At 62.3% G+C, this 26,030-nt stretch carries 18 protein-coding genes; 8 read left to right on the forward strand and 10 right to left on the reverse strand.

Annotated features, from left to right (window positions below; genetic code table 11):
- A partial coding sequence (locus RA24_RS00515; protein WP_052269494.1) for a HAMP domain-containing protein occupies positions 1–1,619 on the reverse strand: 1,619 nt, incomplete at its 3' end.
- Between the two features lie 571 nt (positions 1,620–2,190).
- On the opposite strand from RA24_RS00515, the gene RA24_RS00520 reads away from it, so the two are divergent.
- Complete coding sequence (locus tag RA24_RS00520) at positions 2,191–2,904, forward strand: trypsin-like serine peptidase (protein ID WP_019294932.1); 714 nt, start codon at positions 2,191–2,193, stop codon at positions 2,902–2,904.
- A 62-nt stretch (positions 2,905–2,966) separates the two neighbouring features.
- On the opposite strand, the gene RA24_RS00525 is transcribed toward RA24_RS00520, so the two are convergent.
- The 4 genes from RA24_RS00525 to RA24_RS00540 all read right to left on the reverse strand — a co-directional run bounded on the left by RA24_RS00525 (position 2,967) and on the right by RA24_RS00540 (position 10,387).
- Positions 2,967–4,145 (reverse strand): HlyD family type I secretion periplasmic adaptor subunit, encoded by a 1,179-nt coding sequence (locus RA24_RS00525; RefSeq protein WP_039189018.1) that lies wholly within the window; start codon positions 4,143–4,145, stop codon positions 2,967–2,969.
- On the reverse strand, positions 4,142–6,439 hold the full coding sequence (locus RA24_RS00530; protein WP_152612785.1) for a type I secretion system permease/ATPase: 2,298 nt from the start codon (positions 6,437–6,439) through the stop codon (positions 4,142–4,144). The genes RA24_RS00525 and RA24_RS00530 overlap by 4 nt, the downstream gene beginning before the upstream one ends.
- 29 nt (positions 6,440–6,468) lie before the next feature.
- On the reverse strand, positions 6,469–7,758 hold the full coding sequence (locus tag RA24_RS00535) for a TolC family protein (protein WP_039189024.1): 1,290 nt from the start codon (positions 7,756–7,758) through the stop codon (positions 6,469–6,471).
- A 76-nt stretch (positions 7,759–7,834) separates the two neighbouring features.
- Entirely contained in the window at positions 7,835–10,387 is a 2,553-nt protein-coding gene (locus RA24_RS00540; RefSeq protein ID WP_039189236.1) for an Ig-like domain-containing protein, read from the reverse strand.
- A gap of 730 nt (positions 10,388–11,117) precedes the next feature.
- On the opposite strand from RA24_RS00540, the gene RA24_RS00545 reads away from it, so the two are divergent.
- Genes RA24_RS00545 through RA24_RS00555 form a run of 3 tightly spaced genes read left to right on the forward strand, consistent with a single transcriptional unit; the run spans position 11,118 to position 15,909 of the window.
- Positions 11,118–13,052 (forward strand): PrkA family serine protein kinase, encoded by a 1,935-nt coding sequence (locus RA24_RS00545; RefSeq protein ID WP_019294937.1) that lies wholly within the window; start codon positions 11,118–11,120, stop codon positions 13,050–13,052.
- Between the two features lie 18 nt (positions 13,053–13,070).
- On the forward strand, positions 13,071–14,408 hold the full coding sequence (locus RA24_RS00550; protein ID WP_039151526.1) for a YeaH/YhbH family protein: 1,338 nt from the start codon (positions 13,071–13,073) through the stop codon (positions 14,406–14,408).
- Complete coding sequence (locus tag RA24_RS00555; RefSeq protein WP_039151528.1) at positions 14,395–15,909, forward strand: SpoVR family protein; 1,515 nt, start codon at positions 14,395–14,397, stop codon at positions 15,907–15,909. Before RA24_RS00550 ends, RA24_RS00555 begins: the two co-directional genes overlap by 14 nt.
- Positions 15,910–15,984: 75 nt before the next feature.
- On the opposite strand, the gene RA24_RS00560 is transcribed toward RA24_RS00555, so the two are convergent.
- Positions 15,985–17,097 carry an S-(hydroxymethyl)glutathione dehydrogenase/class III alcohol dehydrogenase gene (locus tag RA24_RS00560; RefSeq protein WP_039189239.1) on the reverse strand — a complete coding sequence of 371 codons (1,113 nt, stop codon included), beginning with the start codon at positions 17,095–17,097 and terminating at the stop codon, positions 15,985–15,987.
- A gap of 356 nt (positions 17,098–17,453) precedes the next feature.
- Here RA24_RS00560 and RA24_RS00565 point away from each other — a divergent pair, with 356 nt between their 5' ends.
- Positions 17,454–19,961, forward strand: a complete 2,508-nt coding sequence (locus RA24_RS00565; protein ID WP_039189027.1) for a heavy metal translocating P-type ATPase — start codon at positions 17,454–17,456, stop codon at positions 19,959–19,961.
- Positions 19,958–20,347, forward strand: coding sequence for a Cu(I)-responsive transcriptional regulator (gene cueR / locus RA24_RS00570; protein WP_019294942.1), 390 nt, complete (start codon positions 19,958–19,960; stop codon positions 20,345–20,347). The genes RA24_RS00565 and cueR overlap by 4 nt, the downstream gene beginning before the upstream one ends.
- A gap of 99 nt (positions 20,348–20,446) precedes the next feature.
- Here the strand turns inward: cueR and RA24_RS00575 are convergent, their stop codons facing one another.
- From RA24_RS00575 to pcaC, 4 genes are read right to left on the reverse strand one after another with little or no spacing between them, the layout of a single operon-like run.
- Positions 20,447–21,277, reverse strand: a complete 831-nt coding sequence (locus tag RA24_RS00575) for a 3-keto-5-aminohexanoate cleavage protein (RefSeq protein WP_019294943.1) — start codon at positions 21,275–21,277, stop codon at positions 20,447–20,449.
- Between the two features lie 11 nt (positions 21,278–21,288).
- Positions 21,289–21,909: a protocatechuate 3,4-dioxygenase subunit alpha gene (pcaG, locus tag RA24_RS00580; RefSeq protein ID WP_019294944.1), complete on the reverse strand. Its 621-nt coding sequence runs from the start codon at positions 21,907–21,909 to the stop codon at positions 21,289–21,291.
- Complete coding sequence (gene pcaH / locus RA24_RS00585) at positions 21,909–22,646, reverse strand: protocatechuate 3,4-dioxygenase subunit beta (RefSeq protein WP_019294945.1); 738 nt, start codon at positions 22,644–22,646, stop codon at positions 21,909–21,911. The genes pcaG and pcaH overlap by 1 nt, the downstream gene beginning before the upstream one ends.
- Positions 22,643–23,038 carry a 4-carboxymuconolactone decarboxylase gene (pcaC, locus tag RA24_RS00590; RefSeq protein WP_241480872.1) on the reverse strand — a complete coding sequence of 132 codons (396 nt, stop codon included), beginning with the start codon at positions 23,036–23,038 and terminating at the stop codon, positions 22,643–22,645. Before pcaC ends, pcaH begins: the two co-directional genes overlap by 4 nt.
- An 86-nt stretch (positions 23,039–23,124) precedes the next feature.
- Between pcaC and pcaQ the strand changes: the two genes are divergently transcribed.
- On the forward strand, positions 23,125–24,051 hold the full coding sequence (gene pcaQ, locus RA24_RS00595; RefSeq protein ID WP_039189030.1) for a pca operon transcription factor PcaQ: 927 nt from the start codon (positions 23,125–23,127) through the stop codon (positions 24,049–24,051).
- Between the two features lie 304 nt (positions 24,052–24,355).
- Positions 24,356–26,014 carry a transcriptional regulator gene (locus RA24_RS00600; RefSeq protein ID WP_039170442.1) on the forward strand — a complete coding sequence of 553 codons (1,659 nt, stop codon included), beginning with the start codon at positions 24,356–24,358 and terminating at the stop codon, positions 26,012–26,014.
- Positions 26,015–26,030 lie beyond the last annotated feature (16 nt).

The following is a 26,030-nucleotide window of genomic DNA, read 5'->3' on the forward strand; positions in this document are numbered from 1 at the left end:
TCGACGCTGCGGGCGCCGTCGGCGGCGGATTTGACGGACGCGGTCAGCTCATCCAGCGCCGCGGCGGTTTCCTCCAGGGTGGCCGCCTGGCTCTCGGTGCGGTGCGACAGGTCGTCGGAGGCCTGGCTGATCTCGGCGGCGCCGTTGCGGATGCTGCCGGAGGCCTCGATCACCTGCTGCACGGTGGCGCTGAGGTTGCTGACGGTGCTGTTGAAGTTCTGCCGCAGCTGCTCGTATTCCTCCGGGAAGGCGCTGTTGATCGGTTGCGAGAAATCGCCGTCTGCCAGCTGCACCAGGCCGCTGCTCAGCTTCTCAACCACCTGCTGCTGCTGCCGCTGCATCTCGGCGCGCTCCTCCTCGGCGGCGCGGGCCAGCTTCAGGTCGTCCTGCATGGACACCAGCGTCTTGCCGATCTTGCCGATCTCGTCGCCGCGGCTGGCCGCCGCAACTTCGGTGTCGAGATCACCGGAGGACACCGCTTCCATATCGCTGCAGATCCGGTCGATCGGCCGGGTGATCGACCGCGCAAACAGCCAGCCGAAGAAGGACACCAGGGTTGCGCAGGCCAGCGAGATCAGGAGCATGATCCGCTGCTGGGCGGTTGCCGGAGCCAGGACCTCTGTCCGGTCAAGCTCTGCGACCAAAGCCCATTGCAAATTGCGGAAACTGACAGGTGCAGAAGCTGCGGTGACCTCACGCCCGTTGTCCCTGATGACGGACGGGTAGAAGGAGGCATCAGTGTTCGCCGGCGCCTCACCTGACGAGGCCGAAGTAAATGCAAAGGCCTCTTGGATGTGCGGCAGTGCCGGCAAGTCTTCGAGCAGCTCATGGCCACCTTGGAGACGCGAGGGCGTGCGGGCCTTGAGGTCCGCCCCGGCCAGGTACACGTCAAGCGTCTTCAGATCTCCTTCGAAGCTGGAAGTAATCGCAGCGATTTCGTCGATAGCAACCTGCAGTGCAAAGACGCCGATGTAACGGCCGCCGCTGTCCAGGATACGGGTCGCCGCAAAGGCCGCAGGAGCGTCTGCACTAGGTGCGTAAGGGGCGATGTCAGAAAAATAGACCTGTTCTTTTTCTCCCTCAGCGGCCAGACGGAAGGCTTGCGCCAAGCCGCTTTCGGTGTAGGGGCCGGAAGTCAGGTTGGTGGCATAGTCAGCTTCTTTCGCAACAGAGAAGATCACGTCACCCTCAGGATTGACCAGAAAGATGTCATAGTAGCCAAGCCGTTCCATCATTCCTGCGAATGCAGGGTGATTGCGCTCAAAATGAATATCATACGGCGATGAGGCCGAGGCAAACATCGACAGGTTGCTGACTTCCTCCTGGCCGCTGCCGCCACGGCTGCTCCAGGTTATGCCCATGTCCTTCATCGCCTTTGCGGTGGAGGGTACGGCTGAGACTGTCAGAATTGCCGCTTCAATGGATGCCAGGTAGGATTGCAGCCCGGCTTCTCGGTCGCGGACCAAGGATTTCAGGACAATCTCTGCATCGTGGACGACGCTGCGCCGGAAGTAGCTGCTGGAGAAAGCAATCAGGACTACTGTTACCGTTAGTGCGGTTCCGACGATCAGCAGGGGAAGCTTTTGGGAAAGTTTAAAATTCTGCAACATCTTCAACATAAAACCTCCGGCAGGTATCCCTCGGCTTGCCGCCGGGGATAAGGGACTGAGACTGGGGCTGATACAACGACAGATTGATTTTCGATCCGTTAATGCTCCAAAAAAAGGCGGAAAAAATTTTCAAAATGATTGCATCCTGCAGGCGGCGCTGGCCTGCCTTGGCGTCTATTGACCGAACCGGCGTTAAGGAATTGGCCTGATAGTGTGCGTTTGACCGGTTAACGGCTGATGGCGGGCACCCGGCCGGGCGGATTGGATTCGTTAACCTTTTGCGGCTCGGATGGTGTCGAATCGCGCCGGGCCGGGGGCCCCTCACCCGGGTTACGTCCGGAATTGACTGCTGAGTTCTCTTTTGTTGTTCGCGGGTTGGAAAAAATATTTACGCTTTGTTTACTTTTCCTAGCCAAGCCGCAGGCTTTTTTGCCATGGTTAAGCATCAATAACCGGGGGGTTAGGGAATTGTTAACGCTGCCGCATTCTGTCCACCTTTTGGTCTCAGCCCGGCAACTTTGGGTCTCATTCCAGCCGCACGCCTGAATGACGATGCCCATGTGGGAAGCTGGAGTGGGTTATGAGACTGACTATTGCTGCAATTGCGGCATGCCTGTCCTTGGGCATGCCAATAAGCGCCGCTGCGGATGAGCCGCAGCCTCGCGCCGGAGAAATACAAGGTCTGGAGGCCGTGGGGCGGCTGAATATTGCGAACCGGAACATGTGCACCGGAGCGCTGGTTGCGCCCAACCTGGTGCTGACCGCAGCGCATTGCCTGTTCGATCCCAGAACCGGTGCCAGGGTCGATCCGCAAAGCATCTGGTTTGAGGCCGGACTGTCAGGGCGCCGGGCCGTTGCCTTGCGGCAGGTGGTGAAGGCGGTTGTGCACCCGCAGTACCGGTACCGGCCGTCCGGAGCGCATCAGATCGGCAGTGATCTGGCGGTTCTGCGCTTGGACCGGCCAATCAGCAGTCGTCAGGCTGCGCCGCTCGCCATGGCAGGTGATGCCCAGCTAGGTGATACACTGGATGTTCTGTCCTATACCCGGGCGCATGCGACTCGGCCCCGGCTGAAACGCTCGTGCAGTGTTCTCGCCCGCAAAAGCCGCACGCTGGTGATGTCCTGTCTGGTTGATTTCGGGGCGTCCGGGTCGCCGGTTCTGGAATTGCGGCCGGGCCGGGCACCGCGGCTGGTTTCGGTGATTTCGGCCAAAGCCGCCATGGGCAGCAGGAGGGTGTCGATCGGCACCGCCTTGGACGCCACGCTCAGCGATCTGATCCGCCGCGCCGGCTGACAGGTGCTTCCCGCACGTCAAAAGGCAGGGGCTGCTTCGATCTGGGGCTGCCCCTTTCTGTATTAGGGTTCGCGCAATGCTTCGCGGGATTTGTAAAGCGGTTTCAGCAGGTATTGCAGCACGGTTTTGGCGCCAGTCTGCAGTTCCGCGATGGCGCGCATGCCCGGGCGGATCTCTATGGATTGCTGACGTTCGCTAAAGCCGGATTTGTCGACCCGAACCGTTACCCTGTAATAGGGCTCGGCGCGCGGATTGCGCTCATCCTCGAAGGTGTCGGCGGACACGAAGTCCACCTTGCCGCGGAGCGCGCCGTAAATGGTATAGTCATAGGCCGACAGTTTGATGGTAGCGTCCTGGCCGGGCTGCACGCTGGCGATGTCTTCGGGCTTGACCCGTGCCTCCACAAACAGTTCCTCACCCAGCGGGATGATCTCCAGGATCTCCTCACCCGGGCGGATCACGCCGCCGATAGTGGTCACCGCCAGGCTATTGACGATGCCTGCCATGGGGGAGGTGATGATGGTGCGGTTCAACTGATCGACAGCGAGCCGCTGCTCCTGCCGCAAAGTAGTAATCTCCCGCAGGGTCTGGGCATATTCCTCGGCCTGCTCCAGTTCCGCCTGGGTTCCGATTTCGTTATATTTCGCGCGGGCGTCGGTGGCCGCCTTGCGGGCCTTGTTTACTTCGATCAGCGCCACGATCTTCTGCTTGAAGAGCTTCTCCATATTGGCAAGCTCCGCATTCAGCTGATCCATGACCTGCCGGGCGCTGTCGCGGCGGCTTGCAAAGTCCGTTTGCCGCGCGGTAAGCAAGCTGCGCTCGGAAGCCAGGATGCCGGGGGAGCGCTGTGCCAGCATGTCCGGCACGGCGAATTCAAAGGCGCCCTTCATTTGCGCTTCCAGCCGGTGGCGCCGGATTTCCAGCGCGTCGATCTGGTTTTGCAGCTCATCCGCAGCAGTGCGGAACTTGGTGTCCTGCAGCTTGGCCAGCACCTGGCCAGCCGTCACGATGTCGCCTTGGCGGACATGCAGCTCTGCCAGGATGCCGCCCTCCAGGTTCTGCACGATCTGGGCGCGGGAGGAGGAAACCACCTGGCCCTCGCCGCGCACGATCTCGTCGATGGAGGCAAAGGCGGCCCAGATCAGGAAGGTGAGCACGGCGGCCAGCGCCAGATAGATGATACGGCTGGCGCTGCGCGGCGTCTGCGCATCACCGTAGGGATCATGCAGTGCCATGCTCATTTGCCCTCTCCTGCGGCCAGATGCGCCAGAACCTGATCTCGCGGGCCGTCCACCACCATTCGGCCTGACTGCAGGATCAGGGTACGGTTGGTCAGCGACAGGATCGGCATCCGGTGCGTGGCGATCACCGCGGTCCGTCCCTCCAGCCAGCTTTCCAGGCGGCTGACCAGGGTGCGTTCCAGCGTCTGGTCCAGCGCCGCGGTGGGTTCATCCAGCAACACGACAGAGGGGTTCTGCAGCCACAGCCGCGCCCAGCCAATCGACTGGCGCTGGCCGATCGACAGGCCATGGCCGCCGTCGCTGATCTCCAGATCCAGCCCCTTGTGGTGGTTGCGCACATGGGCGCCGAGGCCTGCGAACTCCAGCGCTTCCATCAGCCGGTCGTCGTCGCGCTCCAACTGGTTGAGGTTCAGGTTGTCGCGCAAGGAACCTGCGAACAGCCGCACGTCCTGGCTGAGATAGCCGATGTTCGCCCGCAGGTCGCGCGGGTCAATCTGCGCCATATCTGTGCCGTCCAGCAGGATACGGCCGCGGTCCGGTGCGTACAGTCCCGACAGCAGCTTCAGCAGCGTCGACTTGCCAGAGCCGTTGACCCCCAGCACCGCAACCCGCTGGCCCGGTGTGACCGCCACCGCCTGCACGTCCAGGGTCGGCGCGGCGTCATCCTCATAGCGGAACATGATCTCACGCAGCTCAAACCGGCCCTCAATCTTCTGGCGGCGCAGATAGGTCCGTTCTTGCTCTTTCTCTTGCGGTGCCTGGGCAATAGCATCCAGTCCTTCCAGGGCTGCCTTGACGTTGCTCCAGCGTGCCAGGGTGGCAGCGAATTGCGTCAGCGGCGCCAGGGTGCGGCTGGTCAGGATACCGGTTGCAATGATGGTGCCGACAGTAAATTCGCCGGCAAAAACCAAAAGCGTGCCCAGAACCACTGCGGTGATATAGGTGGCCTGCTGCACCCCTTGCGACCAGTAGGTGAGGGCGCTGGACAGCTTGCGCTGCTCGGTCGCGGAGTGCGACGACAGCGTGTTCAGTTCATCCCACAGCCGCAGCACCCGTTCCTCGCCGCGCTGGGTCTTCACGGTGTCGAGTTCTGTCACCACCTCATGCAGCAGGCGGCCCGCCTTGGCATTCGCACCTTGGGTCTGCCGGGTATAGGCGATCATCTTCTTCTGCATGAAATAGGCAGGCAGCAGCATCAGGACGCCGCCAGCAATGATCACCCAGACCACCGGCCCGGCGATGGAGGCGACCAGCAGCAGGAACACCGCGATAAAGGGGATGTCCGCCAGAGTTGAGATGGTGGAGGAGGTAAAGAACTCCCGTACCGAGCCGAAATCGCGCATCGCGGCAAACAGGCCGGAGGGCGGCAAGGGTTTCTTGTCAGAGCGCATCCCGATCAGGCGGCGCATCAGGTTGTGCTGCACCGACAGCTCGATCTGGCGGCCGGCCGCATCGGTCAGCCGCGCGCGCGCCAGTTTCAGCATTGCTTCCAGCGCGATTGCCAGAAAGGCGCCCACCGCCAGCACCCATAGGGTTGCGTGCGACTGGTGCGGCACCACACGGTCGTAGACCTGCAAGCTGAACAGGGCGACCGACACCGCCAGTATATTGGCCACCAGCGACCCCAGCATGATCTCGCCCACCTGTCGGCGGTACTTGGGGAACTCGCTCCAGAACCAATGGCCCGGGTCGATCTGTGGAGTGTGCTTGGCTGCCATCTGTTTGAGCGATGGGCGGGCTGACAGCACGGTGCCGGTGAAATAGGGGCTGAACTCCGCCAGCGGTACCTCGGTCCGGTTGTCCGGGCAGGCAGTGTCATAGATGGTCAGCGCATCGTCGGCCTGACCCAGAACCAGCACGCATTGGCCGCCGGACATGATTGCCAGAGCGGGCCATAGCGCGGGGGCAAGGCTTTGCTTCTCTAGCACCTTGGGTTGCAGGCCGACAGTTTGCACTGCCTTTGCCAGCGTGTGCAGCGACAGATCGCCCGGCGTTTCCTGCCAAAGGAAGGCGGCGACGTCGCTGACCGGCACCTCGCTGCCCTTCAGGGCGGCAAGGGTGGCAATCAGGCTGGCCCGGTGCTGGATGCGCGCGGCTGCCCCTTCCAGCAGCGAGCCGACCTCAGGTTGGGCGTCCTGCGGCTTGGGCCGGTTGTCGGTCTTGGGTTTCACCTGCGCATTGGGGCCAGCGGCTGTGGCAGGGATGTTGGCGGGCTGCAGCCCGTCCTGCGCCGCGGTCCTGGGAGCGGCAGCAGGGACCGACCGCAGAACCGGCTTCTGGCCAGGGGCGGGCATGCGACGGGACGGCTTTTGCGTGGTATCGGTCAAATCTTGTCCCCATCAGCCAAAAGCCCCAGGTCGCGCGCCAGCGCCAGCTGGATCAGCACCACCTCGTATTTTGCGTCGATATAGGCTTGCTCACGGCGTACCAGTTCCTCGTAGACCTGGATCACCTCCATCACCGGGCGCTGGCCCGCCTCAAACTGCTTCTGGAACAGCTCGTAGGTCTCGCGGCTGCGGCGCACCAGCACCGCGGTCTCGCCTTCTTGCCGCTGGTAAGAGGCGATTTGCTGCACCTGGCGGCTGTAGGCGCGCCGGGCGGTTTCCTCGGCCTCGCCCACTTGGCGCATTGCGGCCTCCTTGGAGGCTTCCAGCGCCTGGATTGCGGCTGGAGTACCCAGTCCCAGCGGCTGGCCGACCCCCAGGGTGATGCCGGCGCCAGAGCCGTCCGTGGTGACGTTACCGGCTGCGGAAATCTGCGGCAGCAGCCCGGCGCGTCCGGATTTGGCCTGTGCAATGGTGCGTTCTGCCTCGGCGCCGGCTTTTAGCACAGACAGAAACTGTCCCTGTTCCGGCGGTGTGCCTATGGCCAGGTGCGACGGTTTCTGATCGAAACTTTGGCCGGTCATCGCCTGCAACTCGGCGCGAGCGGTGGCTGCAGCATCGCGGGCGGTGGCAGTGGCGGTGCGTATGCCGCTGATCTTGCTGTCTACCACGTTGAGATCTGCGCGGTCCGAGACCCCGCCATCGACCCGCCCCTGAACAATCCGGCGGAATTCCTGCATCCTGCGCAGCGCGCGGTCGCCATAGGCCGCCTTTTCGTCGCCGCGCAGGGCGGCGGCATAAAGCCCGACAGCGGTCTCTACCCGGCCGTTCATGTCCTCTGACAGGCTGACGGCGGCGACCTCAACATCGGCGGCGGCAAATTCGCGTTCCGCCTTGCGGCGGCCATTGTCGAACAGAACCTGCTCGATCAGCAGCCCGGCCACCAAGTCGCCTAGATCGGTCAGGCTGACCGAGGGTCCCAGGGTTGGAAACCAATTTTTTGAGGCGGCTTCGGCCCGCAGTTTGGCACTGATCAATTCTGCCTCGGCAGCGCGGGAAGAGGCGGCGATGGCAGCTGACGCGACCTGACCGTAGGCGCTGTCTTCCGCCAGCAGCGAACGCCGGTTCATCAGGGCGCTGATGACCGCGGAGGAAGTCTCCCCCGTTTGAGTGAAATTGCTGAGCGGGGCTCCGTCCGCTGCCTCGTTCGCGCCGCCAAACGGGGCCGTTGCGCAGCCAGACAGGCTGCACATCACTGCGATGGCGCAAAGAAAGCGTCCCGGTTGCATCCTGCCCTTTTGCCCTTTTGTTCAAGGCTTTTGATGATTTGGGTCTGGCAGCAGGTGCCGCTGCCAGACCAGAAAATCAGATCACGGTGTTGACGTCTTCATCAACAAGGATCGTGGTGCCGTCGTCGCCCAAAGTATAGACATCGTAAGTCTCGCCATCGATGGTCTGAGACCCGTCTGCGGTTGCACCGGTGATGGTCAGCGTGTCATCGGAGCCGCCGTGCACCGTCAATGTGTCGCCGTTGCCGGACAGCGCGTTAATGTCCGCTTCGGTCAGGGTCAGGTCGACGTTGTCTGCATGGACAAGGTTCAGTTCGTCAATGTTGAACTGCGACAGGCCCGAGTGATCCAGAACGGTGGCGTCGGCACTGTCTTCAAAAACAACCATGGTGCCAGAGCTGTTGCCGGCTTCGTCCACGCGGTTGACCACCAGGTTTGACCCGTCCGGCACGGTTTCGTCGAAGCTGAACAGGGTGCTGCCGCCAATGTCTGTCTCGGTGCCGGAAACATCCTCCACGCCGCCGCCGCTTGTCAGCTCATGCGTGGTGTCGCCGTCTTCATAGTCGTCGCTGAAGAAGCCTGTGACGCCGGAGCCGGTGCTGACAACGCTGCCCACATTCGGTGCATCGTATTCGGTATCGACTTCAAAGGTCTCTGTCAGGGTTGCGGTGTTGCCTGCGGGGTCGGTCGCAGTGATTTCTGCGCGGCTGGTGTAGGTGCCCTCCGGCAGATCGTCCGCGTCAAACTCCACGCTCCAGTTGCCATCGGCATCGACGGATGCGGCCCGGGTTACACCTTCGATGGTGACGTCGACCGTGGAGCCAGCCTCCACCGTGCCAGTCAGAGTCAGCCCCGCGGCGCGTTCGGCGATGTTGACGATGTCATCATCGGCGATGCTGTCGGCTTCGAAGGGCACAACTTCGGTGTCGATGGTAAGGGTGTCTGTGATTTCCGCCGTGTTGCCGGCAGCGTCCGTGGCTGTGACGGTGACATCGGCTTCATAGCTGCCGTCAGGGATGTCGGAGGCTGCAAAATCCACGCTCCAGTTGCCGTCGCCATCCACTGTTGCAGTTTCGGTAGCATCACCCAACTGCACCACCACGGTTGAGCCCGGCTCCACCGTGCCAGTTAAAGTGATCCCGTCGCTGTGCTCGTCCTCATTGACGACGCCATCCCCCTCAACAGTTGCTGTCTCAACGGTGAGCGGATCGACCAGGGTGTCCACATGCAGGTCAGCTGTTGCAGTTGCGCTATTGCCCGCTGCGTCGGTCGAAGTGACGCTGATCGTTGTGTCATATTCACCGGCAGGCAGGGAGCCCGCCTCGAACTCTGCAGCCCAGTTGCCATCGGAATCCACTGTCGCAGTCCGGGTCACGCCTTCGACGGTCACGCTGACCGAAGCGCCGGCCTCGCCGGTCCCGGTCAGGGTGAGCCCTGCTGCGGCTTCGGCGTTATTGACGAGGTCGTCACCGCCCGCTTGGCCGCTGTCAATTGCCACCTCAGTGGTGGTGTCTACACGGATCGTGCCGGTGGTCGTCTCGGTGTTGCCATAGGCATCGGTCGCGGTGGCCGTTACCTCCGCGTCGTATTCGCCGGACAGGATTTCGGACGCGGCGAAATCGGCGCTCCAAGTGCCCTCATCGGTGGCCGTCACCGTGCGTGTCACCCCCTGAAAGGTCACGTTCACGGTTGCCCCGGCTTCGGCGGTGCCGGTCAGGGTCACCCCGTCCGCGGCCTCCGCGCCATTGATCATGTCATCACCACCGGCCTGGCCGTCATCAAGAGCGACGGAGGTTTCGGTGTCGATGCGGATTGTGGAGGTGGCGGTTGCCGTAGCTCCGGAGGTGTTTGTCGATGTGGCCGTTACCTCCGCGTCGTACTCGCCGCCGGTGATTTCGGAGGAAGCGAAATCAGCGCTCCAGGTGCCTTCATCGGTAGCGGTCACTGTGCGGGTCACCCCCTGAAAGGTGACTTCCACAGTGGATCCAGCCTCCGCGGTGCCAGTCAGCGTAACGCCGTCTGCAGCTTCAGCTGCGCTGATCGTGTCGTCCCCTCCGGCAAGGCCGCTGTCGACAGTCACAAACGTGTCACCGTTATTGCCGCCAACGCCACCGCCGCCACCGCCGCCTCCATCACCGCCGCCGCCGCTTGCGATCGCTGCGACGCCAACAGCGCCCGCAGCGGCTCCGGCCGCGCCCAGGCCGCCGAACAGCGGTGCCGCCAGCGGTGCCACAACAGGTTCAATCCGGTCGACGTCCAGGAACACCATCTCATCATAGGCGCTCCACTTGCCGGCCAGGTCAAGCGGCTCGTAGGTGGCAAACAGCATCCCGCTGGACTTGTCCTCCAGCACCACTTCGATGAATTGGCCTTCTTGGCTGAGGAACAGGTTCTTGCCGCCGGTTGCACCGAAGGAATAATAGTTCTCCAGCACCAGCTCCTGGCCGTTCGCCAAGGTCACATGCAGGTTGCTGCCCTGCCGGGAGTAGCTTTCGACGTCAGCAGGGCTGAGGTTCAGCGAAATGTCCTTGGCCTGGCTGGCATCAATGCGCGCCGGGGTGCCTTCAGAGAAATTTCCATGCTGCGTGGTGCCCGCCATATCGCGGGTGATAAATGCGACCGTGCTCATAAACTTACCGCCCATCTGAATGCGCCGCGGCCCGGAAATTGGCCATCGGCTTATGGTTAAGTTGCCTGTATTTTTGCCCAGCGGCCGTCTTTTGCGGCCATTTTGAGGCCACAATGTGACAATTTTTTCTGTCCTGTCCAGTATATGCAGGGCGTGTGTGAGGTTATTTTGCCGCCAACCGTGTCCTGGCTGCCGCAGATTTTCTAAGTTTTTTAACGCGACTGTGATGCTGCACCGGGCGCAAATGCCCCCTGCGCACGCACTGAAACCGGCTGGCAAAGCCCGCTGGGTGCGGTGTTCCCGGAGGCGCTGCGCCGAAAGGGAAAAGTTGCCGTGAAGCTCGGGTTTGACGGTCAGATTGCTGCAGAAGCCTTTGAAATGCCGCGACGCAGAAGGTCCGTGCAGCAGCGGTGATCGCCGTGATGTGAAGAAAATTTCCCGCAAAAGTTTCTGGCAATTAATTAAAAGTACACCACTTTCAGATAGTAAGAAGTTCGTAATTGGTGTAAGCTCGGAAGTAACTAACACGACGCCGCCAGCCTGGACTCCGGGCGCAGGCCGCCGCCAAGAGCGGCCAGCCGGACGTATGACGCCAGAAGCGGCGCCGAGCAGAAATCAGAACTCAACACTGACGCGGACACCTATGCCCACGTGCTGGGCACTCTCTGTCCGTGCGCGATCTTAAACGCCAGGAGGAACGGCGCGAGTTAACCAGGAGGCTTGATCCAAGATGAAAGACATTGCCGAACTTTTTGCAGAGCAGTACGGCGAAACGCGCGAGCAGGAAATGCCGCTGCAGGAGTATTTGAACGCCTGCCGTGACGATCCGAGCCTGTACGCAAACGTCGCCGAGAGGATGCTGAAGGCAATTGGCGAAGAGGAGCTTGTGGATACGTCCAAGGACGCACGGCTCGGGCCGATCTTTCAGAACCGCACGATCAAGCGCTACAGCGCCTTTCACGACTTCTACGGCATGGAAGATACGATCGAGCGCATCGTCGGCTACTTCCGCCACGCCGCGCAAGGGCTGGAGGAGCGCAAGCAGATCCTTTACCTGCTGGGTCCGGTCGGTGGCGGTAAGTCCTCGCTGGCGGAGCGCTTGAAACGCCTGGTCGAAGATCAACCAATTTATGTTCTCAAGGCCGGTGACCAGATTTCGCCGATCTTCGAAAGCCCGCTGGGTCTCTTTGACCCGGTCCGCATGGGCAAGGTGCTGGAAGAGGAATACGGCATTGCCCAGCACCGGCTGCCGGGGCTGATGTCGCCCTGGGCCGTGCAGCGGCTGGATGAATTCGACGGCGATATCAACAAGTTCTCGGTTGTCCGCATGTATCCGTCTAGGCTGCGCCGGATCTGTGTTGCCAAGGTGGAGCCTGGCGATGAAAACAACCAGGACATCTCTACCCTGGTCGGCAAAGTGGACATCCGACAGCTGGAGCATTTCAGCCAGGATAATCCGGATGCCTACAGCTTCTCCGGAGGCCTGAACCGATCAACCCAGGGCGTCTTGGAATTTGTTGAGATGTTTAAGGCGCCGATCAAAATGCTGCACCCGCTGCTGACGGCGACCCAGGAAGGCAACTACATGGGCACCGAAAGCTTTGGTGCCATTCCCTTCAACGGACTGATCCTGGCGCATTCAAATGAGTCCGAATGGCAGTCCTTCAAGAACAACAAGAACAACGAGGCCTTCATTGACCGGGTGTCGATCGTCAAGGTGCCCTATTGCCTGCGGGTCTCGGATGAAACCTCGATCTATGAAAAGCTGATCGAGTTCAGCGAACTGCGTGACGCGCCCTGTGCGCCGGAGACGCTGAAAATCCTCAGCCGCTTCTCGGTGCTGACACGCCTGAAGCCGCATGAGAATTCGAACCTCTACTCCAAGATGCGGGTCTATGATGGCGAAAGCCTGAAAGACACCGATCCCAAGGCGAAGACGGTGCAGGAATATCAGGACCGCGCCGGCGTCGACGAAGGGATGAACGGCATTTCCACCCGTTTTGCTTTCAAGGTGCTTTCGACCACATTCAACTTCGACACCAACGAAGTTGCGGCGGACCCGGTGCATCTGATGTACGTGCTGGAGCAGATGATCAAGCGTGAGCAGTTCCCGCAGGAGACGGAACAGAAGTATCTTGAGTTCATCAAGACCGAACTGGCACCGCGCTATGAGGAATTCATCGGTAACGAGATCCAGAAGGCGTACCTCGAAAGTTATACCGAATACGGTCAAAACGTCTTTGACCGGTATATCTCCTATGCTGACGCATGGATCGAGGAGCAGGACTACAAGGATCCTGACACCGGCCAGCTCTACAACCGCGAGGTTCTGGATGCGGAGCTCAGCAAGATCGAGAAGCCGGTCGGCATTGCTAACCCCAAGGATTTCCGCAACGAGGTGGTCAAGTTTGCGCTGCGCCACCGCGCCAACACTGGCAAGAACCCGGCCTGGAACTCCTACGAGAAGCTGCGCGATGTGATCGAGAAGCACATGTTCAGCCAGGTCGAGGAACTGCTGCCAGTGATTTCCTTCGGGTCCAAGAAGGACAGCAAGACCGAAGGCAAGCATCAGGAGTTCGTCGAGCGGATGCGCGGCCACGGTTACACCGACCGCCAGGTGCGGCGCCTGGTCGAATGGTACATGCGGGTCAACAAGGCGGGCTAAAGAGGAGCGCTGTGCAACATGCATCATTTCATCGACAGGCGCGCCAATCCAAAGGGCAAGAGCCTCGGGAACCGCCAACGGTTCCTGCGGCGGGCCCGGGAGAATATTAAGGAGCGCGTCGATCAGTCGGTCCGGGGGAAGTCGATCCAAAGCGGAAGCGGTGTCCCGGACGAAGGCGAAAAGGTCACCATTCCCACACGGGGGCTGAAGGAGCCGCGGTTCTTCCATTCCTCCAAGGGCGGCATGCGCCGCCATGTGCTGCCCGGCAACAAGGATTTTGTTGTCGGCGACACCATCAAGCGGCCGCAGGGCGGTGCCGGACAGGGCGGCCGCCAGGCATCGGAGGACGGGGATGGTGAGGACGAGTTTTCCTTCACCCTGACCCAGGAAGAATACCTGGAAATTCTGTTTGAGGGGCTGGAACTGCCGGACCTCGTGGAAAAGGCCACGGTGGAAACTGAAACTATCGGCACCCGCCGGGCTGGTCTGACAACAGCGGGCACCCCGAACAACCTGAACTTGGTGCGCACCATGCGCAACTCGCTGGGCCGCCGCATTGCTTTGCAGCGACCCACCACCAAATCCCAGCGTGAGCTTGAGGAGCAGATCGCTGAGCTGGAAGCGCTGGATGAGCGCACCCCGCCGCAGGAGGAATTCCTGGCGACGCTGAAAATGCGGCTGGAAGGTATCATTCGCAAGCGCAAGGTGGTCGGATACATCGACCCGCTGGACCTGCGCTATGACACCTTTGTGCCGGAAAAAATCCGCAACTCCCGTGCCGTGGTGTTCTGCCTGATGGATGTCTCCGGCTCCATGCAGGAACGCGAGAAGGATCTGGCGAAACGCTTCTTCCTGCTGCTGCACCTGTTCCTGGAGCGCTGCTATGAACACACCGAGCTGGTGTTCGTGCGCCATACCCACCACGCCCAGGAAGTGGATGAGGAAACCTTCTTCTATGCGCGCGAAACCGGCGGCACCATCGTGTCGACCGCGCTGGAAAAGATGAAGGAGATCATCGAGGAACGCTATCCGCCGGACGAGTGGAACATCTACGGCGCCCAGGCCTCGGACGGCGAAAACTTCGGCAATGATTCAGTGCGCTGCAAGAATCTGCTGCTGAATGATCTGCTGCCGGTCAGCCAGTTCTACGCCTATGTGGAAATTGTAGACGAGGCGGCGGAGATGCTGCTGAACAACCCCGAAGCAGGCGAAGACCTGTGGCAGAACTACCGCGAGGTGAAGGCGCAGGCGCAGCATTTCGAGATGCAGCGGGTTTCGCAGCCCGGCCACATCTATCCGATTTTCCGGGAATTCTTCCTCCCCAAGGTGAAAGGGATGCAGCATGCAGGCAGCTGAAAAGGCGTGCGAGCCGCTGTTTGACGGGCCGGAATGGACCTTCGAACTGATGGAAAAGGCGCGCGACGCGATCGAAAAGATCGCGCTCGAAGACCTCGGGCTGGACGTCTATCCCAATCAGATCGAGATCATCTCTGCGGAGCAGATGCTGGACGCCTATTCCTGCGTCGGCCTGCCGCTGATGTACCAGCACTGGTCTTTCGGAAAACACTTCGCCCGCGACGAGGCGCTCTACCGCACCGGTCGCCAGGGCCTGGCCTATGAGATCGTCATCAACTCCAACCCCTGCATCAGCTATAACATGGAAGAAAATACCATGGCGATGCAGACGCTGGTGATGGCGCATGCAGCTTTCGGGCATAACCATTTCTTCAAGAACAACTACTTGTTCCAGCAATGGACCGATGCGGCCGGCATCCATGACTACCTGGCGTTCGCCAAGAACTACATCGCCGCCTGCGAGGAACGCTATGGCCCGATGGCGGTGGAAGAGGTGCTGGACGCCGCCCATGCGATGCAGTCTCAGGGGGTGTTCCGCTACGGCCGCCCGCCCAAACCCACCAACGAGGAACTGGTGGCGATGCAGAAAGTGCGCGAAGGGTATGAAAGCGGCCAGAGCGTGCTTGATATCTGGACCGACTCAACCCTTGGCCGGGACAAGCTGGAACTGATCGAGGATGCCGACTTCAGCGCGCGCCGCAAGATGATGAACCTGCCGCAGGAGAACATCCTGTATTTCCTGGAGAAACACAGCCCGGTTCTGGAACCCTGGCAATGCGAGATCCTGCGTATCGTGCGGATGCTGGCGCAGTATCTGTATCCGCAGAAACAGACCAAGGTCATGAACGAGGGCTGTGCAACCTTCGTGCATTACTACATCATCAACAAGCTCCATGAGCAGGGTCAGATCACGCAAGGAGCCTATATGGAAATGCTGCACAGCCATACCAATGTGGTGATGCAGCCTGAATATGACGATCCGCGTTATTCCGGCATCAACCCTTATGCGCTGGGCTTTGCGATGATGCAGGACATCCGCCGCATCTGCCAGGATCCGACTGACGAGGATCGCGAGTGGTTTCCGGACTTTGCCGGCAACCCGGACTGGCGCGGGGTGCTGCGGGATGCCTGGGCGAATTACCGGGATGAAAGCTTCATCCAGCAGTTCCTGTCGCCCAACCTGATCCGCAAGTTCAAGCTGTTCACGCTTACGAATGACGCGGAGCTGCCCAATCTGGTGGTCAGCCAGATCCACAACCGGGCCGGATACAAGGCCATCCGGCGCGATTTGGCGAAACAGTATGACCTCGCCTATCTGGAGCCGGATATCCAGGTGACAGACGCTGATCTGCGCGGCGACCGGGAACTGAAGCTGACCCACAACGTGCGCGATGGCATCCATCTGGATGAGGACGACCAGGAGGAAGTACTGAAGCACTTGCGCCGGCTCTGGGGCTATGGCGTCAGACTCGATGCGGTGGAGGCCACCACGGAAAGCTGACGGCAGGACACGCGATGCCAAAAGAAAACGCAGGCCCTCGGGCCTGCGTTTTGGTGTTTCACATGAATCCCGGGATCAGAATTCCACTACCGCGCGGATCGACTTGCCTTCATGCATCAGCTCGAAGCCCTCGTTGATCTGGTCCAGCGTCAGCTTGTGGGTGATCATCGGGTCAATTTCGATCTTGCCGTCCATGTACCAGTCAACGATCTTCGGCACATCGGTGCGGCCCGACGCACCGCCAAAGGCGGTGCCGCGCCAGCTGCGGCCGGTGACCAACTGGAACGGGCGGGTGGAAATCTCGGCCCCCGCAGGCGCAACACCGATGATGATTGATTCACCCCAGCCCTTGTGCGCGCATTCCAGCGCGGTACGCATCACGTTGACGTTGCCGGTTGCGTCAAAGGTATAATCCGCGCCGCCGCCGGTCAGTTCCACCAGATGCGCCACCAGGTCGCCCTCGACCTCCGCTGGGTTCACGAAATCGGTCATGCCGAATTTCTCAGCCATCTCCACTTTGCCCGGGTTCAGGTCGACACCGACGATCTGGTCGGCGCCGGCCATCCGCAGGCCCTGGATCACGTTGAGGCCGATACCGCCGAGGCCAAACACCACCGCGCGGGAGCCGATTTCCACCTTGGCGGTGTTGATCACAGCACCAATGCCGGTGGTGACGCCGCAGCCGATGTAGCAGACCTTGTCAAACGGCGCGTCCTCACGGATTTTCGCCAGCGCGATTTCCGGAACCACGGTGTGGTTCGCGAAGGTCGAGCAGCCCATGTAGTGGTGGATCGGGGTGCCGTCCAGCATCGAGAACCGGGTGCTGCCATCGGGCAGCAGGCCCTGGCCTTGGGTGGAGCGGATCGCCTGGCACAGGTTGGTCTTGGGGTTGAGGCAGTACTCGCACTCACGGCATTCCGGGGTGTAAAGCGGGATGACATGATCGCCCGGCTTCAGGCTGGTCACGCCTTCGCCGACCTCAACCACGACGCCCGCGCCCTCATGGCCCAGGATCGCCGGAAAGATGCCTTCCGGGTCGTCGCCGGAGCGGGTGAATTCGTCGGTGTGGCACAGGCCGGTTGCCTTGATTTCCACCAGAACCTCGCCCGCCTTGGGGCCTTCCAGGTTCACTTCCATGATTTCCAGCGGTTTGCCGGGGGCAACCGCAACGGCAGCGCGGGTCTTGATCATGTGACTGGTCCTTCGTTCTTTTCTTCGGGACCGGGCCGCCGACAGGCGGGTCCGGGGTGAATGCGGTGCCGGCGGCTGCGCCGCGGGCCGGAATGACCCAGCGTTACATTTGCGAACCGGCACGCGCAAGCATTGCCTCGGCACCCTAACAGGGGAGGCACCCTGGGCTTTGCCCCGAAAGCGACAGCTGAGCCGCGGTCCGCGCCATCCAGGCGCAATGAAAAATCCCCGGTTTCCAGCAGTTTGCCTGCAGGCTTCCAGTTTTGGGAAGGAATTATGCTGCCACCCCTTGACCTTCCCCTGACTGGAACCCTCATATCCACTGTCAATGGTATAGAACCGGCGGATTTCCGATGTCAGACACGACCCAAATATCCTTGCATATCACAGGCCTCAGCTGTGCGGGCTGCGCTGGCCGGGCGGAGCGCGCGCTGGCGGCAGTGGAGGGGGTTCAGTCGGCCTCCGTAAACCTCGCCAATGCCACCGGCCAAGTGGAGGCCGCCCAGGATGTGGCGCTGACGGATTTGACCGGCGCCCTGACCGATGCCGGCTATCCGGCCGCGGAATCGCAGGCTGTAGTGGTGATTAGCGGCATGAACTGTGCTTCCTGCGTGGGTCGCGTGGAAAAGGCGCTGCTGGCGGTGCCGGGGGTGCTGTCGGCCAGCGTCAACCTGGCAAACGAGACCGCGCAGATCCGCTATCTGACCGGTGCCGCCCGCGCTGCGGATCTGGCCCGCAAGGTGACGGAGGCCGGCTATCCGGCCCGTCTCAGCGGTGCGGTGGAGGATGAGGCGGAACAGGCCAGCCAGCGCAAGGCGGATGAAATTTCCGCACTGGGCCGCCAGGTGCTGATCGCCGCGCTGCTGACCCTGCCGGTGTTCCTGATCGAGATGGGCGGCCATATGGTTCCGGCGCTGCATCACTGGGTGGCGGCAAATATCGGCATGCAGAACAGTTACTTGCTGCAATTCGCCCTGACCACCCTGGTGCTGGCGGGGCCGGGACGGCAGTTCTATGCCAAGGGTTTCCCGGCGCTTCTCCGGGGCGCACCCGACATGAACGCGCTGGTGGCTTTGGGCACTGCCGCGGCATACGGGTTCTCGGTTATTTCCACCTTCGCACCCCGGCTGCTGCCCGCAGGCACCGCCAATGTCTATTACGAGGCCGCAGCGGTCATTGTCGTTCTGATCTTGACAGGCCGCTTCCTGGAAGCCCGCGCCAAGGGCCGCACCGGCGCCGCGATCCGCAAGCTGGCGGGACTGCAGCCCAAGACTGCCATGGTGGTTGCGGGCGGTGATGCCGTGGAAACCCCGGTGGAGGAGATCGGGGCAGGGGATCTGATCCGGGTCCGTCCGGGTGAACGGATTGCGGTGGATGGCGAGATTGTCTCGGGCAGCTCCTATATCGACGAGAGCATGATTTCGGGCGAGCCGGTGCCGGTAGCCAAGTCCCGCGGCGATGAGGTCACGGCGGGCACAATCAACGGCAACAGCGCGCTGGAGTTCCGCGCGACACGGGTGGGGCGCGACACTGTGCTGGCGCAGATCATCCGCATGGTGGAGCAGGCGCAGGGCGCCAAGCTGCAGGTGCAGGGACTGGTCGACCGGATCACTCTGTGGTTCGTGCCTGCCGTCATTGCGGTGGCGGCGCTGACCGTGCTGGCCTGGTCCGTGTTCGGCCCGGCGCCGTCGCTGCCGCTGGCCTTGGTGGCTGGCGTCTCCGTGCTGATCATTGCTTGCCCCTGCGCCATGGGGCTGGCAACCCCGACCTCGATCATGGTGGGCATCGGCCGTGCTGCCCAGATGGGGGTGCTGTTCCGCAAGGGTGACGCGCTGCAGCGGCTGCAGGAAGTCAAGGTGGTGGCGCTCGACAAGACAGGCACATTGACCGAGGGCCGTCCGGCGCTGACCGAATTGATCTGCGCCGAGGGCTGCACCCGAGAGGAGGTGCTGCGCCTGACTGGCGCTGCTGAAGCACAGTCCGAACACCCGATTGCCCGCGCCATTACGGCCGCGGCGGGCAAGGGGCTGCCCAAGGCATCAGGTTTTGAGGCTATCCCGGGCTACGGCCTGCGGGCAGAGGTCGAAGGCCGCGTGGTGCTGGCCGGTGCTGCCCGTCTGATGGCGCGTGAAGGCATTGCCTTTGGCGCGCTGCAAGCGGAAGGCGAGAGATTGGCTGAGCGTGGCGAAACCCCGCTCTATGCTGCCGTTGACGGCCGGCTTGCGGCGGTGATTGCGGTGGCGGACCCGATCAAGCCAGGCACCCCGGCAGCGATCAAGGCGTTCCACGAGCAGGGGCTGAAGGTGGCCATGATCACCGGCGATGCGGCCGCGACGGCGCAGGCGATTGCCAGGCGGCTGGGCATTGACGCGGTGAAGGCCGAATGCCTGCCTGCGGACAAGGTAAAGGCGCTGCAGGAACTGCAGGCGGAACACGGCACGCTGGCCTTCGTCGGCGATGGCATCAATGACGCTCCGGCGCTGGCAGCAGCAGATGCGGGCATCGCCATCGGCACCGGCACCGACGTGGCGATCGAGGCGGCGGATGTGGTGCTGGTCTCCGGCGATCTGCGCGGCGTGGTCAACGCGCTGACCGTCAGCCGCGCCACCATGCGCAACATCCGCCAGAACCTGGGCTGGGCCTTCGGCTATAACGTGCTGCTGATCCCGGTGGCGGCGGGCCTGCTCTACCCCTTCGGCGGGCCGCTGCTGTCGCCTGCGCTGGCGGCAGGCGCCATGGCGCTGTCGAGTGTTTTTGTGCTGTCGAACGCGCTGCGCTTGCGCCGCCTGAAACCGGCCATAGATGAGGATCAGGCCGCACCGGCACCCAAGGCGGACACCAAACAGGAGGCGCGCGCATGAATATCGGGGATGTTTCCAGCCGCTCAGGGCTTCCGGCCAAGACGATCCGCTATTACGAGGACATCGGCCTGATCAAGCCGCACCGCAGCGCCAACGGCTACCGCTGCTTTGCCGAGACCGACCTGCACAAGCTGGCCTTTCTAGGCCGCGCCCGGGCGCTGGGCTTCACCATCGAGGACTGCCGCACCCTGATGGCGCTTTACGAAGACGAAAGCCGCGCCAGCGCTGATGTGAAACAGCTGGCGCAGGAACATCTGGCCAAGATCGAGGAAAAGATCGCGGATTTGCAGGCGATGCATGACACGCTGGGCGAGCTGGTCAACTGCTGTGCAGGCGACAGCCGCCCGGACTGCCCGATCCTCAAGGACTTGTCCGGCGAAGGATGACCCGCGGGGAGCAAGGGCTCCCGCGCCTACGGTTGCCCGGCCGAGCAGCCTGGCGGATAAGGTCAAGGCTTCGGGTCTCGTGGCCCGAAGCAGGCAGTCTCAGCCGGGGCGCAGCTCCAGGATCTCGCGGGCCTGCTGCCAGGTGGCAACAGGGCGCTCGTATTTTTCACACAGCTCTGCCGCCCGTTTCACCAGCGCGGCGTTGGAGGGCGCCAGCGTTTCGCGGTCCAGCCGCATGTTGTCCTCCAGCCCAGTGCGGGTATGGCCGCCCGCGGCGATCGACCATTCGTTGACCAGGATCTGCCCGGGCCCGACACCGGCGCCGCACCACTGGGCCTCGGGCGCCAGCCGCTGCATGGTCTTGACGTAGTAGTCGAACACATCCTTGTCGACCGGCATCGCGTTCTTCACCCCCATCACGAACTGCACATAAAGCGTGCCGGGAATGCGTCCCTCGCGGTTCATCTTCACCGCCTGGTGGATATGCGACAGGTCAAAGGCCTCGATCTCCGGCTTCACGCCGTAAGTGCGCATCTCCGATGCCAGCCAGTCCACCAGATCGGGGGAGTTCTCATAGACCCTGGTGGGGAAATTGTTGGACCCCACCGACAGCGACGCCATGTCCGGGCGCAGCGGCAGCATGCCGCCGCGTTCGTGGCCCGCGCCGGAGCGGCCGCCGGTTGACAGCTGGATGATCATGCCGGGGCAGTGTTTCTGCAGATCTTCCATCAGCCGCGCGAACCTTTCCGGGTCCGAGGTCGGAGTCTGGTCGTCGTTCCGCACATGGCAATGGGCGATTGAGGCCCCAGCCTCAAACGCCTCATGCGTGCTTTCGATCTGTTCCGCGATGGTGACCGGCACCGCCGGGTTGTTTTCCTTGGTCGGGACTGAGCCGGTAATGGCAACGCAGATGATGCAGGGTTTGCTCATGGATTTCCCCTTCAGATGTCGAAAAACACAGTTTCATCTTCGCCCTGCAGGCGGATGTCGAACCGGTAGACGGCCAGACCGTCCCGCAGCGCGCGCCTGGCGATCAGGGTGGCGCGGCGGCGCTCCCACTCTATCACATTCAGCACCGGGTCGGCAGTGTTGGCCGCGGCCTCATCCTCAAAGTAGATCCGCGTGTTCAGCCCGACGTTGATGCCGCGCGCCACGATCCACAGGTTGATATGGGGCGCCATCATCTGCCCGTTGCTGCCCGTCACCGGCCCGGGCTTCACCGTGTCAAATCCCCATTCGCCGGTTTCGAAATCGGTGATCACCCGGCCCCAGCCGCGAAAACCGTCCTCCACCTCGCCTGTGTGTTCCGGATGGGCATAGAGGCCGTCCGCATTGGCCTGCCAGGCCTCCAGCAGCACGTCCTTGACCGGCGAGCCGGTGCCATCGGTCACCACGCCCTCCACCCGGATGCGCTCGCCCTTGGCGTTGGGTCCGGCAATGTCCCAGCCAAGCTCCTGACCGTAGATCTCAAACCCCGCCGTGCCGGGGGCCAGGCCGATATGGACATAGGGGCCAGCGGTCTGCGAGGGGGTTTCCTTCAGATAGTCCAGCTTTTGGCGCATCAGTTCCCCTCCAGCCGGTTCTCAAACAGGGTGGACCGCCGCCCGCGCAGCACGATGTCGAACTTGTAGGCGATAGTGTCCAGCGGAATGGTGGCGTTCATGTCGAGGCGCGCAATCAGCATATCAACGGCCTCCGGGTCCGGGATGGTGTTCACGATCGGGCAGCGCGCAATCAGCGGGTCGCCTTCAAAATACAACTGGGTGATCAGCCGCTGCGCAAACCCGGTGCCAAAGACCGAGACATGGATATGCGCCGGCCGCCAGTCGTTCACCCAGTTGCGCCAAGGATAAGCGCCGGGCTTCACGGTGCGGAAGTGGTAGCAGCCGTTCTCATCCGTCAGCGTCCGGCCGCAGCCGCCGAAATTCGGGTCCAGCGCGCCAAGGTAGGTATCCTTCTTGTGCCGGTATCGGCCGGAGGCATTGGCCTGCCAGATTTCCACCAGCGTATTCGGCACCGGGCGCGCGTTTTCATCCAGCACCCGGCCGTGCACGATGATGCGTTCGCCGATCGGGCTCTGGCCGGGCTGGGCAAAATTCGACAGCAGGTCATTGTCGGCGGCATTGATGTCGTTATGGCCGAACACCGGCCCGGTGATCTCGCTGGCGGTGTTTTCCAGGCTGATCAGGGGGAACTTCGGCGAGCGGGTGACCGAGGTCTTGTAATCCTGCGACAGGGCAGGGGGGTGCCAGTGGCGGTCCCTCTGGTAGAACTCCCCGGGCTGCGGCGGCTTGGTCATGCGGTGTCCTCTCCCTCGCTCTCCATTTCGGCATAGGTCTGTTTGGCCAGTTTCAGCGCGCGGTTGGCCCGCGGCACCCCGGCATAGATCGCCACATGTTGGAAGGCCTCCAGCACATCCTCCCGGCTGGCGCCGGTGCGGGTGGTGGCGCGAATGTGCATCGGGATTTCGTCAAAGTTGCCAGTCGCCGCCAGCAGCGCCAGCGTTAGCATTGAGCGTTCCCGCAGGCTGATCCTGTCCGAGGCCCAGACTGTGCCCCAGGCGCCTTCGGTAATCAGCTCCTGAAACGGCTGGTCCAGCGCGGTCTTGGCGGCCTCCGCGCGGTCCACATGGGCGTCGCCCAGAACCCTGCGCCGCACCTGCAAACCGCGGTCGTAACGGTCTTGCATCATTCCAGTCTCCCTTTGCTCAGGAGTATCGCATACCGCAAGTGATCTGTATAATCTTCAAAAAGGCATAAACAAATAACCTGTGTGATATGCGTCTATCGTCATCCTTGAAGCTGCGCCATCTGGAGGTCTTCGTCGAAGTCGCCCGCAAGATGAGCGTCACCCTGGCGGCGGAGGCACTGGGGATGTCCCAGCCCGCTGTCACCCGGGCTCTGCGAGAGCTGGAAGCGGTCTGCGGCAAGCCTCTGGTGGAGAAACATGGCCGCGGCATCCGGCTCAGCAGCTATGGCGAGCTGTTCCGTGATCATGCAGGCCGCAGCCTGGCGCTGGCCCGCGACGGTGTGGCGCTGCTGCGCGGCCTGGATGAAGCCGATGGGCCGCTGGTTGCCATCGGCGCCCTGCCCACGGCGGCGGCAGATCTGGTTCCGGACACGCTGGCAGAGCTGCGCAGCAGCGGCGCACCGGGCCGGTTCGTGGTGGTGTCCGGGGACAACCGCTATCTGATCGACCAGCTGCGCCGGGGCAGGCTGGATGTGGTGGTTGGGCGGATGCCGGCGCCGGAGACCATGGCTGGGATCGGTTTCGATCCGCTTTACCGCGAGCGTGTGGCCGCAGTTGTGGCCCGGGACCACCCGCTGGCCAGTGCCGGCCGCCTGCTGCCTTCTGCCTTTGAGGACTATCCGGTGCTGATGCCGTCAGAAGGGGCGGTGATCCGGCCGCTGGTGGAACGGATGTTTCTGGAGCAAGGGCTGGCGATGCCCCGGTTCCCGGTTGAAACCGTTTCGTCCAGTTTCGGGCGGCGCTTTGTGCTGGCACATCAGGCCATCTGGATCATCAGCCAGGGCGTGGTGCGGCCGGACCTTGACGCGGGCACGATGACGGCTTTGCCGTTTGACACCAGCACCACCCTTGGGCCGGTCGGCCTGTGTGCCCGTCTGGAGCACCAGCTGTCACCCGCTGCGGCGCGGTTCTGCAATGCCTTGCGCAGCACTTGTAAGGAACGGGGACTGGGGTAGCCTGCAATTGCCAATGTGAGCGGTTGCTTTTTATAGCATTAAATGCACCTTTTGCGAGCATTTACCCATCTCTTGAGTCTGGGGCAGCGGTGCAGGGCTGTTTCTGCGCGTCATTTATGTCGCAACTTTCCTTACTTTATACCACTGAATTTAAATACATTATACAGCTCGCCTTCTCTCTTCTGGCAGGCTGCTGAAGGTGAATTTTCCGGATAATGCAATCAGTAATTGCAAAACAACCTAAAGGTGTGCACCATAACGGTACTTTAATATTGAATGTATCACGCGTGGAGTGGGGTGGCAGATGACTGTTCTTCTGAAAATTCGCCGGTTCGGAGCTTTTGGTGTTTTCCATGCGGACGGGGCGGGCGTGCAGCTTGGCGCCAAGCATCAGGCTTTGATGGCTTTGCTGTCCACTGCTGAGGGCGGTATCCGCACCAGGGCCTTTCTGGAGAAGACATTGTGGTGCCTGGCGCAGCCGGAGCAGGCCAAGGCCAGTTTGCGCACGGCCCTGTCGACGCTGCGGCGGCACCTTGGCCCGGAGGCGGCCAGGCTGCTCTATGCCAACCGGGAGCGGGTCATTCTGGACCTGACCCGGGTGGAGCTGGACAGCCGCGCGGGCGGGGCAGACTTCATGGAAGGCTTCGAGCTGCCGCATGAAGCTGTGTTCAATACCTGGCTGGATGAGGCCCGGACAGAGCTTTCCCGCAGGCCCGCGGCTCCGGCTGCCCAAGGGGGCACGTCGCCGGGCCGGGTGATCCTGGATGGGCTGCTGCCTTCCATTGCAGTACTGCCCTTTGTGCACCGGTCCCCGGGGGAAGCAACCGCACCGCTCGGTTCGCTGATCTCAGAAGAACTGTCGCGCTACCTGTCGCGCAGCTGGGCATTCTCGGTCACCTCCTATTTGGCCTCCCGCCAGTTCGACCCGGCAACCGTGCGCCCGGCGGAGGTTTCCTCGGTGGCTGGCGCAGACTATCTGGTGTCGGGCGCAGTCACTTGCAGCAGGGGCCGTTTCCATGCCGAAATCGACCTGCATGATGCGGTGCGGGAAAAGGTGATCTGGTCACGCAGGTTCGAAGGCTCGCTGGACAATCTGATGGAGGGCCGCAGCTCTGTACTGCGCAACGCCACCTTGCAGATCGGCCAGACCGCCGCGGGCGAGGCGGTGCGGCTGGCCGATTTCAAGCCGCTGGCGGGGTTGGAAAGCCACACCCTGCTGATGGCCGCCATATCCTTGATGCAGGAAATGGATGTGCAGAAATTCCAGCAGGCCTACGGTATCCTGTCGCATTTGCTGGAGCGTGAGCCTGGCCACGCGCTGCCGCTGACCTGGATGGGATTCTGGCATGTGATGCGGGTCGAACGCGGGCTGTCCCGCAACCGCGAGGAAGACAGCCGGCTGGCTTGCCAGATGGCTGATGCCGCGACTGAGGCCGCGCCGGGGTTTTCCTTGGCCCATACTCTCAAGGGGTTGATTTCCAGCCACCTGACCTTCCGCTTCGATCAAGCCCTGGACGCCTATGATCTCGCGCTGCGCGATAACCCGAACGAGGCGCTGGCGCTGCTGCTCAAGGGCGCAACGCTGGCCTATCAGGATATGGCGGACGAAGCCGTGCAGATGACCGATGCCGCCCGGCGCCTGACGCCGCTGGGGCCGCAATGCTACTATTTCGATGCGTTGTCGGCACTGGCAAACCTGTCGGCGCGCAATTACGGCCGCGCCATCGAACTGGCGGACCGCTCGCTTGAGGCCAAGCAGGCCTTCCCGGTGCCGTTGCGGTCCAAGGCGATTGCGCTGCAGATGTCGGGCCAGGACGCGGAGGCGCGCAGCACCGTCCAAAAGCTGCTGGAGGCAGCGCCGGAATTCTGCCTGTCGCAATTCCAGCGCGATAACCCGGCTGCCATGAGCCCGGCTGGCCAGGAATGGGCCAGCGCCCTGCGGCAGGCCGGCGTTCCGGATTAACCGTTCCAGAGCTGCC

It is taken from the genome of Leisingera sp. ANG-M6 (assembly GCF_000813905.1).
Lineage (GTDB): Bacteria > Pseudomonadota > Alphaproteobacteria > Rhodobacterales > Rhodobacteraceae > Leisingera.

What these genes read in the sequence shown, in the direction of transcription:
- RA24_RS00520 (WP_019294932.1), top strand. Translation starts at nt 2,191, where the DNA reads ATGAGACTGACTATTGCTGCAATTGCGGCATGCCTGTCCTTGGGCATG.
- RA24_RS00525 (WP_039189018.1), bottom strand. Translation starts at nt 4,145, where the DNA reads ATGAGCATGGCACTGCATGATCCCTACGGTGATGCGCAGACGCCGCGC.
- RA24_RS00530 (WP_152612785.1), bottom strand. Translation starts at nt 6,439, where the DNA reads ATGCCCGCCCCTGGCCAGAAGCCGGTTCTGCGGTCGGTCCCTGCTGCC.
- RA24_RS00535 (WP_039189024.1), bottom strand. Translation starts at nt 7,758, where the DNA reads ATGCAACCGGGACGCTTTCTTTGCGCCATCGCAGTGATGTGCAGCCTG.
- RA24_RS00540 (WP_039189236.1), bottom strand. Translation starts at nt 10,387, where the DNA reads ATGAGCACGGTCGCATTTATCACCCGCGATATGGCGGGCACCACGCAG.
- RA24_RS00545 (WP_019294937.1), top strand. Translation starts at nt 11,118, where the DNA reads ATGAAAGACATTGCCGAACTTTTTGCAGAGCAGTACGGCGAAACGCGC.
- RA24_RS00550 (WP_039151526.1), top strand. Translation starts at nt 13,071, where the DNA reads ATGCATCATTTCATCGACAGGCGCGCCAATCCAAAGGGCAAGAGCCTC.
- RA24_RS00555 (WP_039151528.1), top strand. Translation starts at nt 14,395, where the DNA reads ATGCAGGCAGCTGAAAAGGCGTGCGAGCCGCTGTTTGACGGGCCGGAA.
- RA24_RS00565 (WP_039189027.1), top strand. Translation starts at nt 17,454, where the DNA reads ATGTCAGACACGACCCAAATATCCTTGCATATCACAGGCCTCAGCTGT.
- cueR (WP_019294942.1), top strand. Translation starts at nt 19,958, where the DNA reads ATGAATATCGGGGATGTTTCCAGCCGCTCAGGGCTTCCGGCCAAGACG.
- RA24_RS00575 (WP_019294943.1), bottom strand. Translation starts at nt 21,277, where the DNA reads ATGAGCAAACCCTGCATCATCTGCGTTGCCATTACCGGCTCAGTCCCG.
- pcaG (WP_019294944.1), bottom strand. Translation starts at nt 21,909, where the DNA reads ATGCGCCAAAAGCTGGACTATCTGAAGGAAACCCCCTCGCAGACCGCT.
- pcaH (WP_019294945.1), bottom strand. Translation starts at nt 22,646, where the DNA reads ATGACCAAGCCGCCGCAGCCCGGGGAGTTCTACCAGAGGGACCGCCAC.
- pcaC (WP_241480872.1), bottom strand. Translation starts at nt 23,038, where the DNA reads ATGATGCAAGACCGTTACGACCGCGGTTTGCAGGTGCGGCGCAGGGTT.
- pcaQ (WP_039189030.1), top strand. Translation starts at nt 23,125, where the DNA reads ATGCGTCTATCGTCATCCTTGAAGCTGCGCCATCTGGAGGTCTTCGTC.
- RA24_RS00600 (WP_039170442.1), top strand. Translation starts at nt 24,356, where the DNA reads ATGACTGTTCTTCTGAAAATTCGCCGGTTCGGAGCTTTTGGTGTTTTC.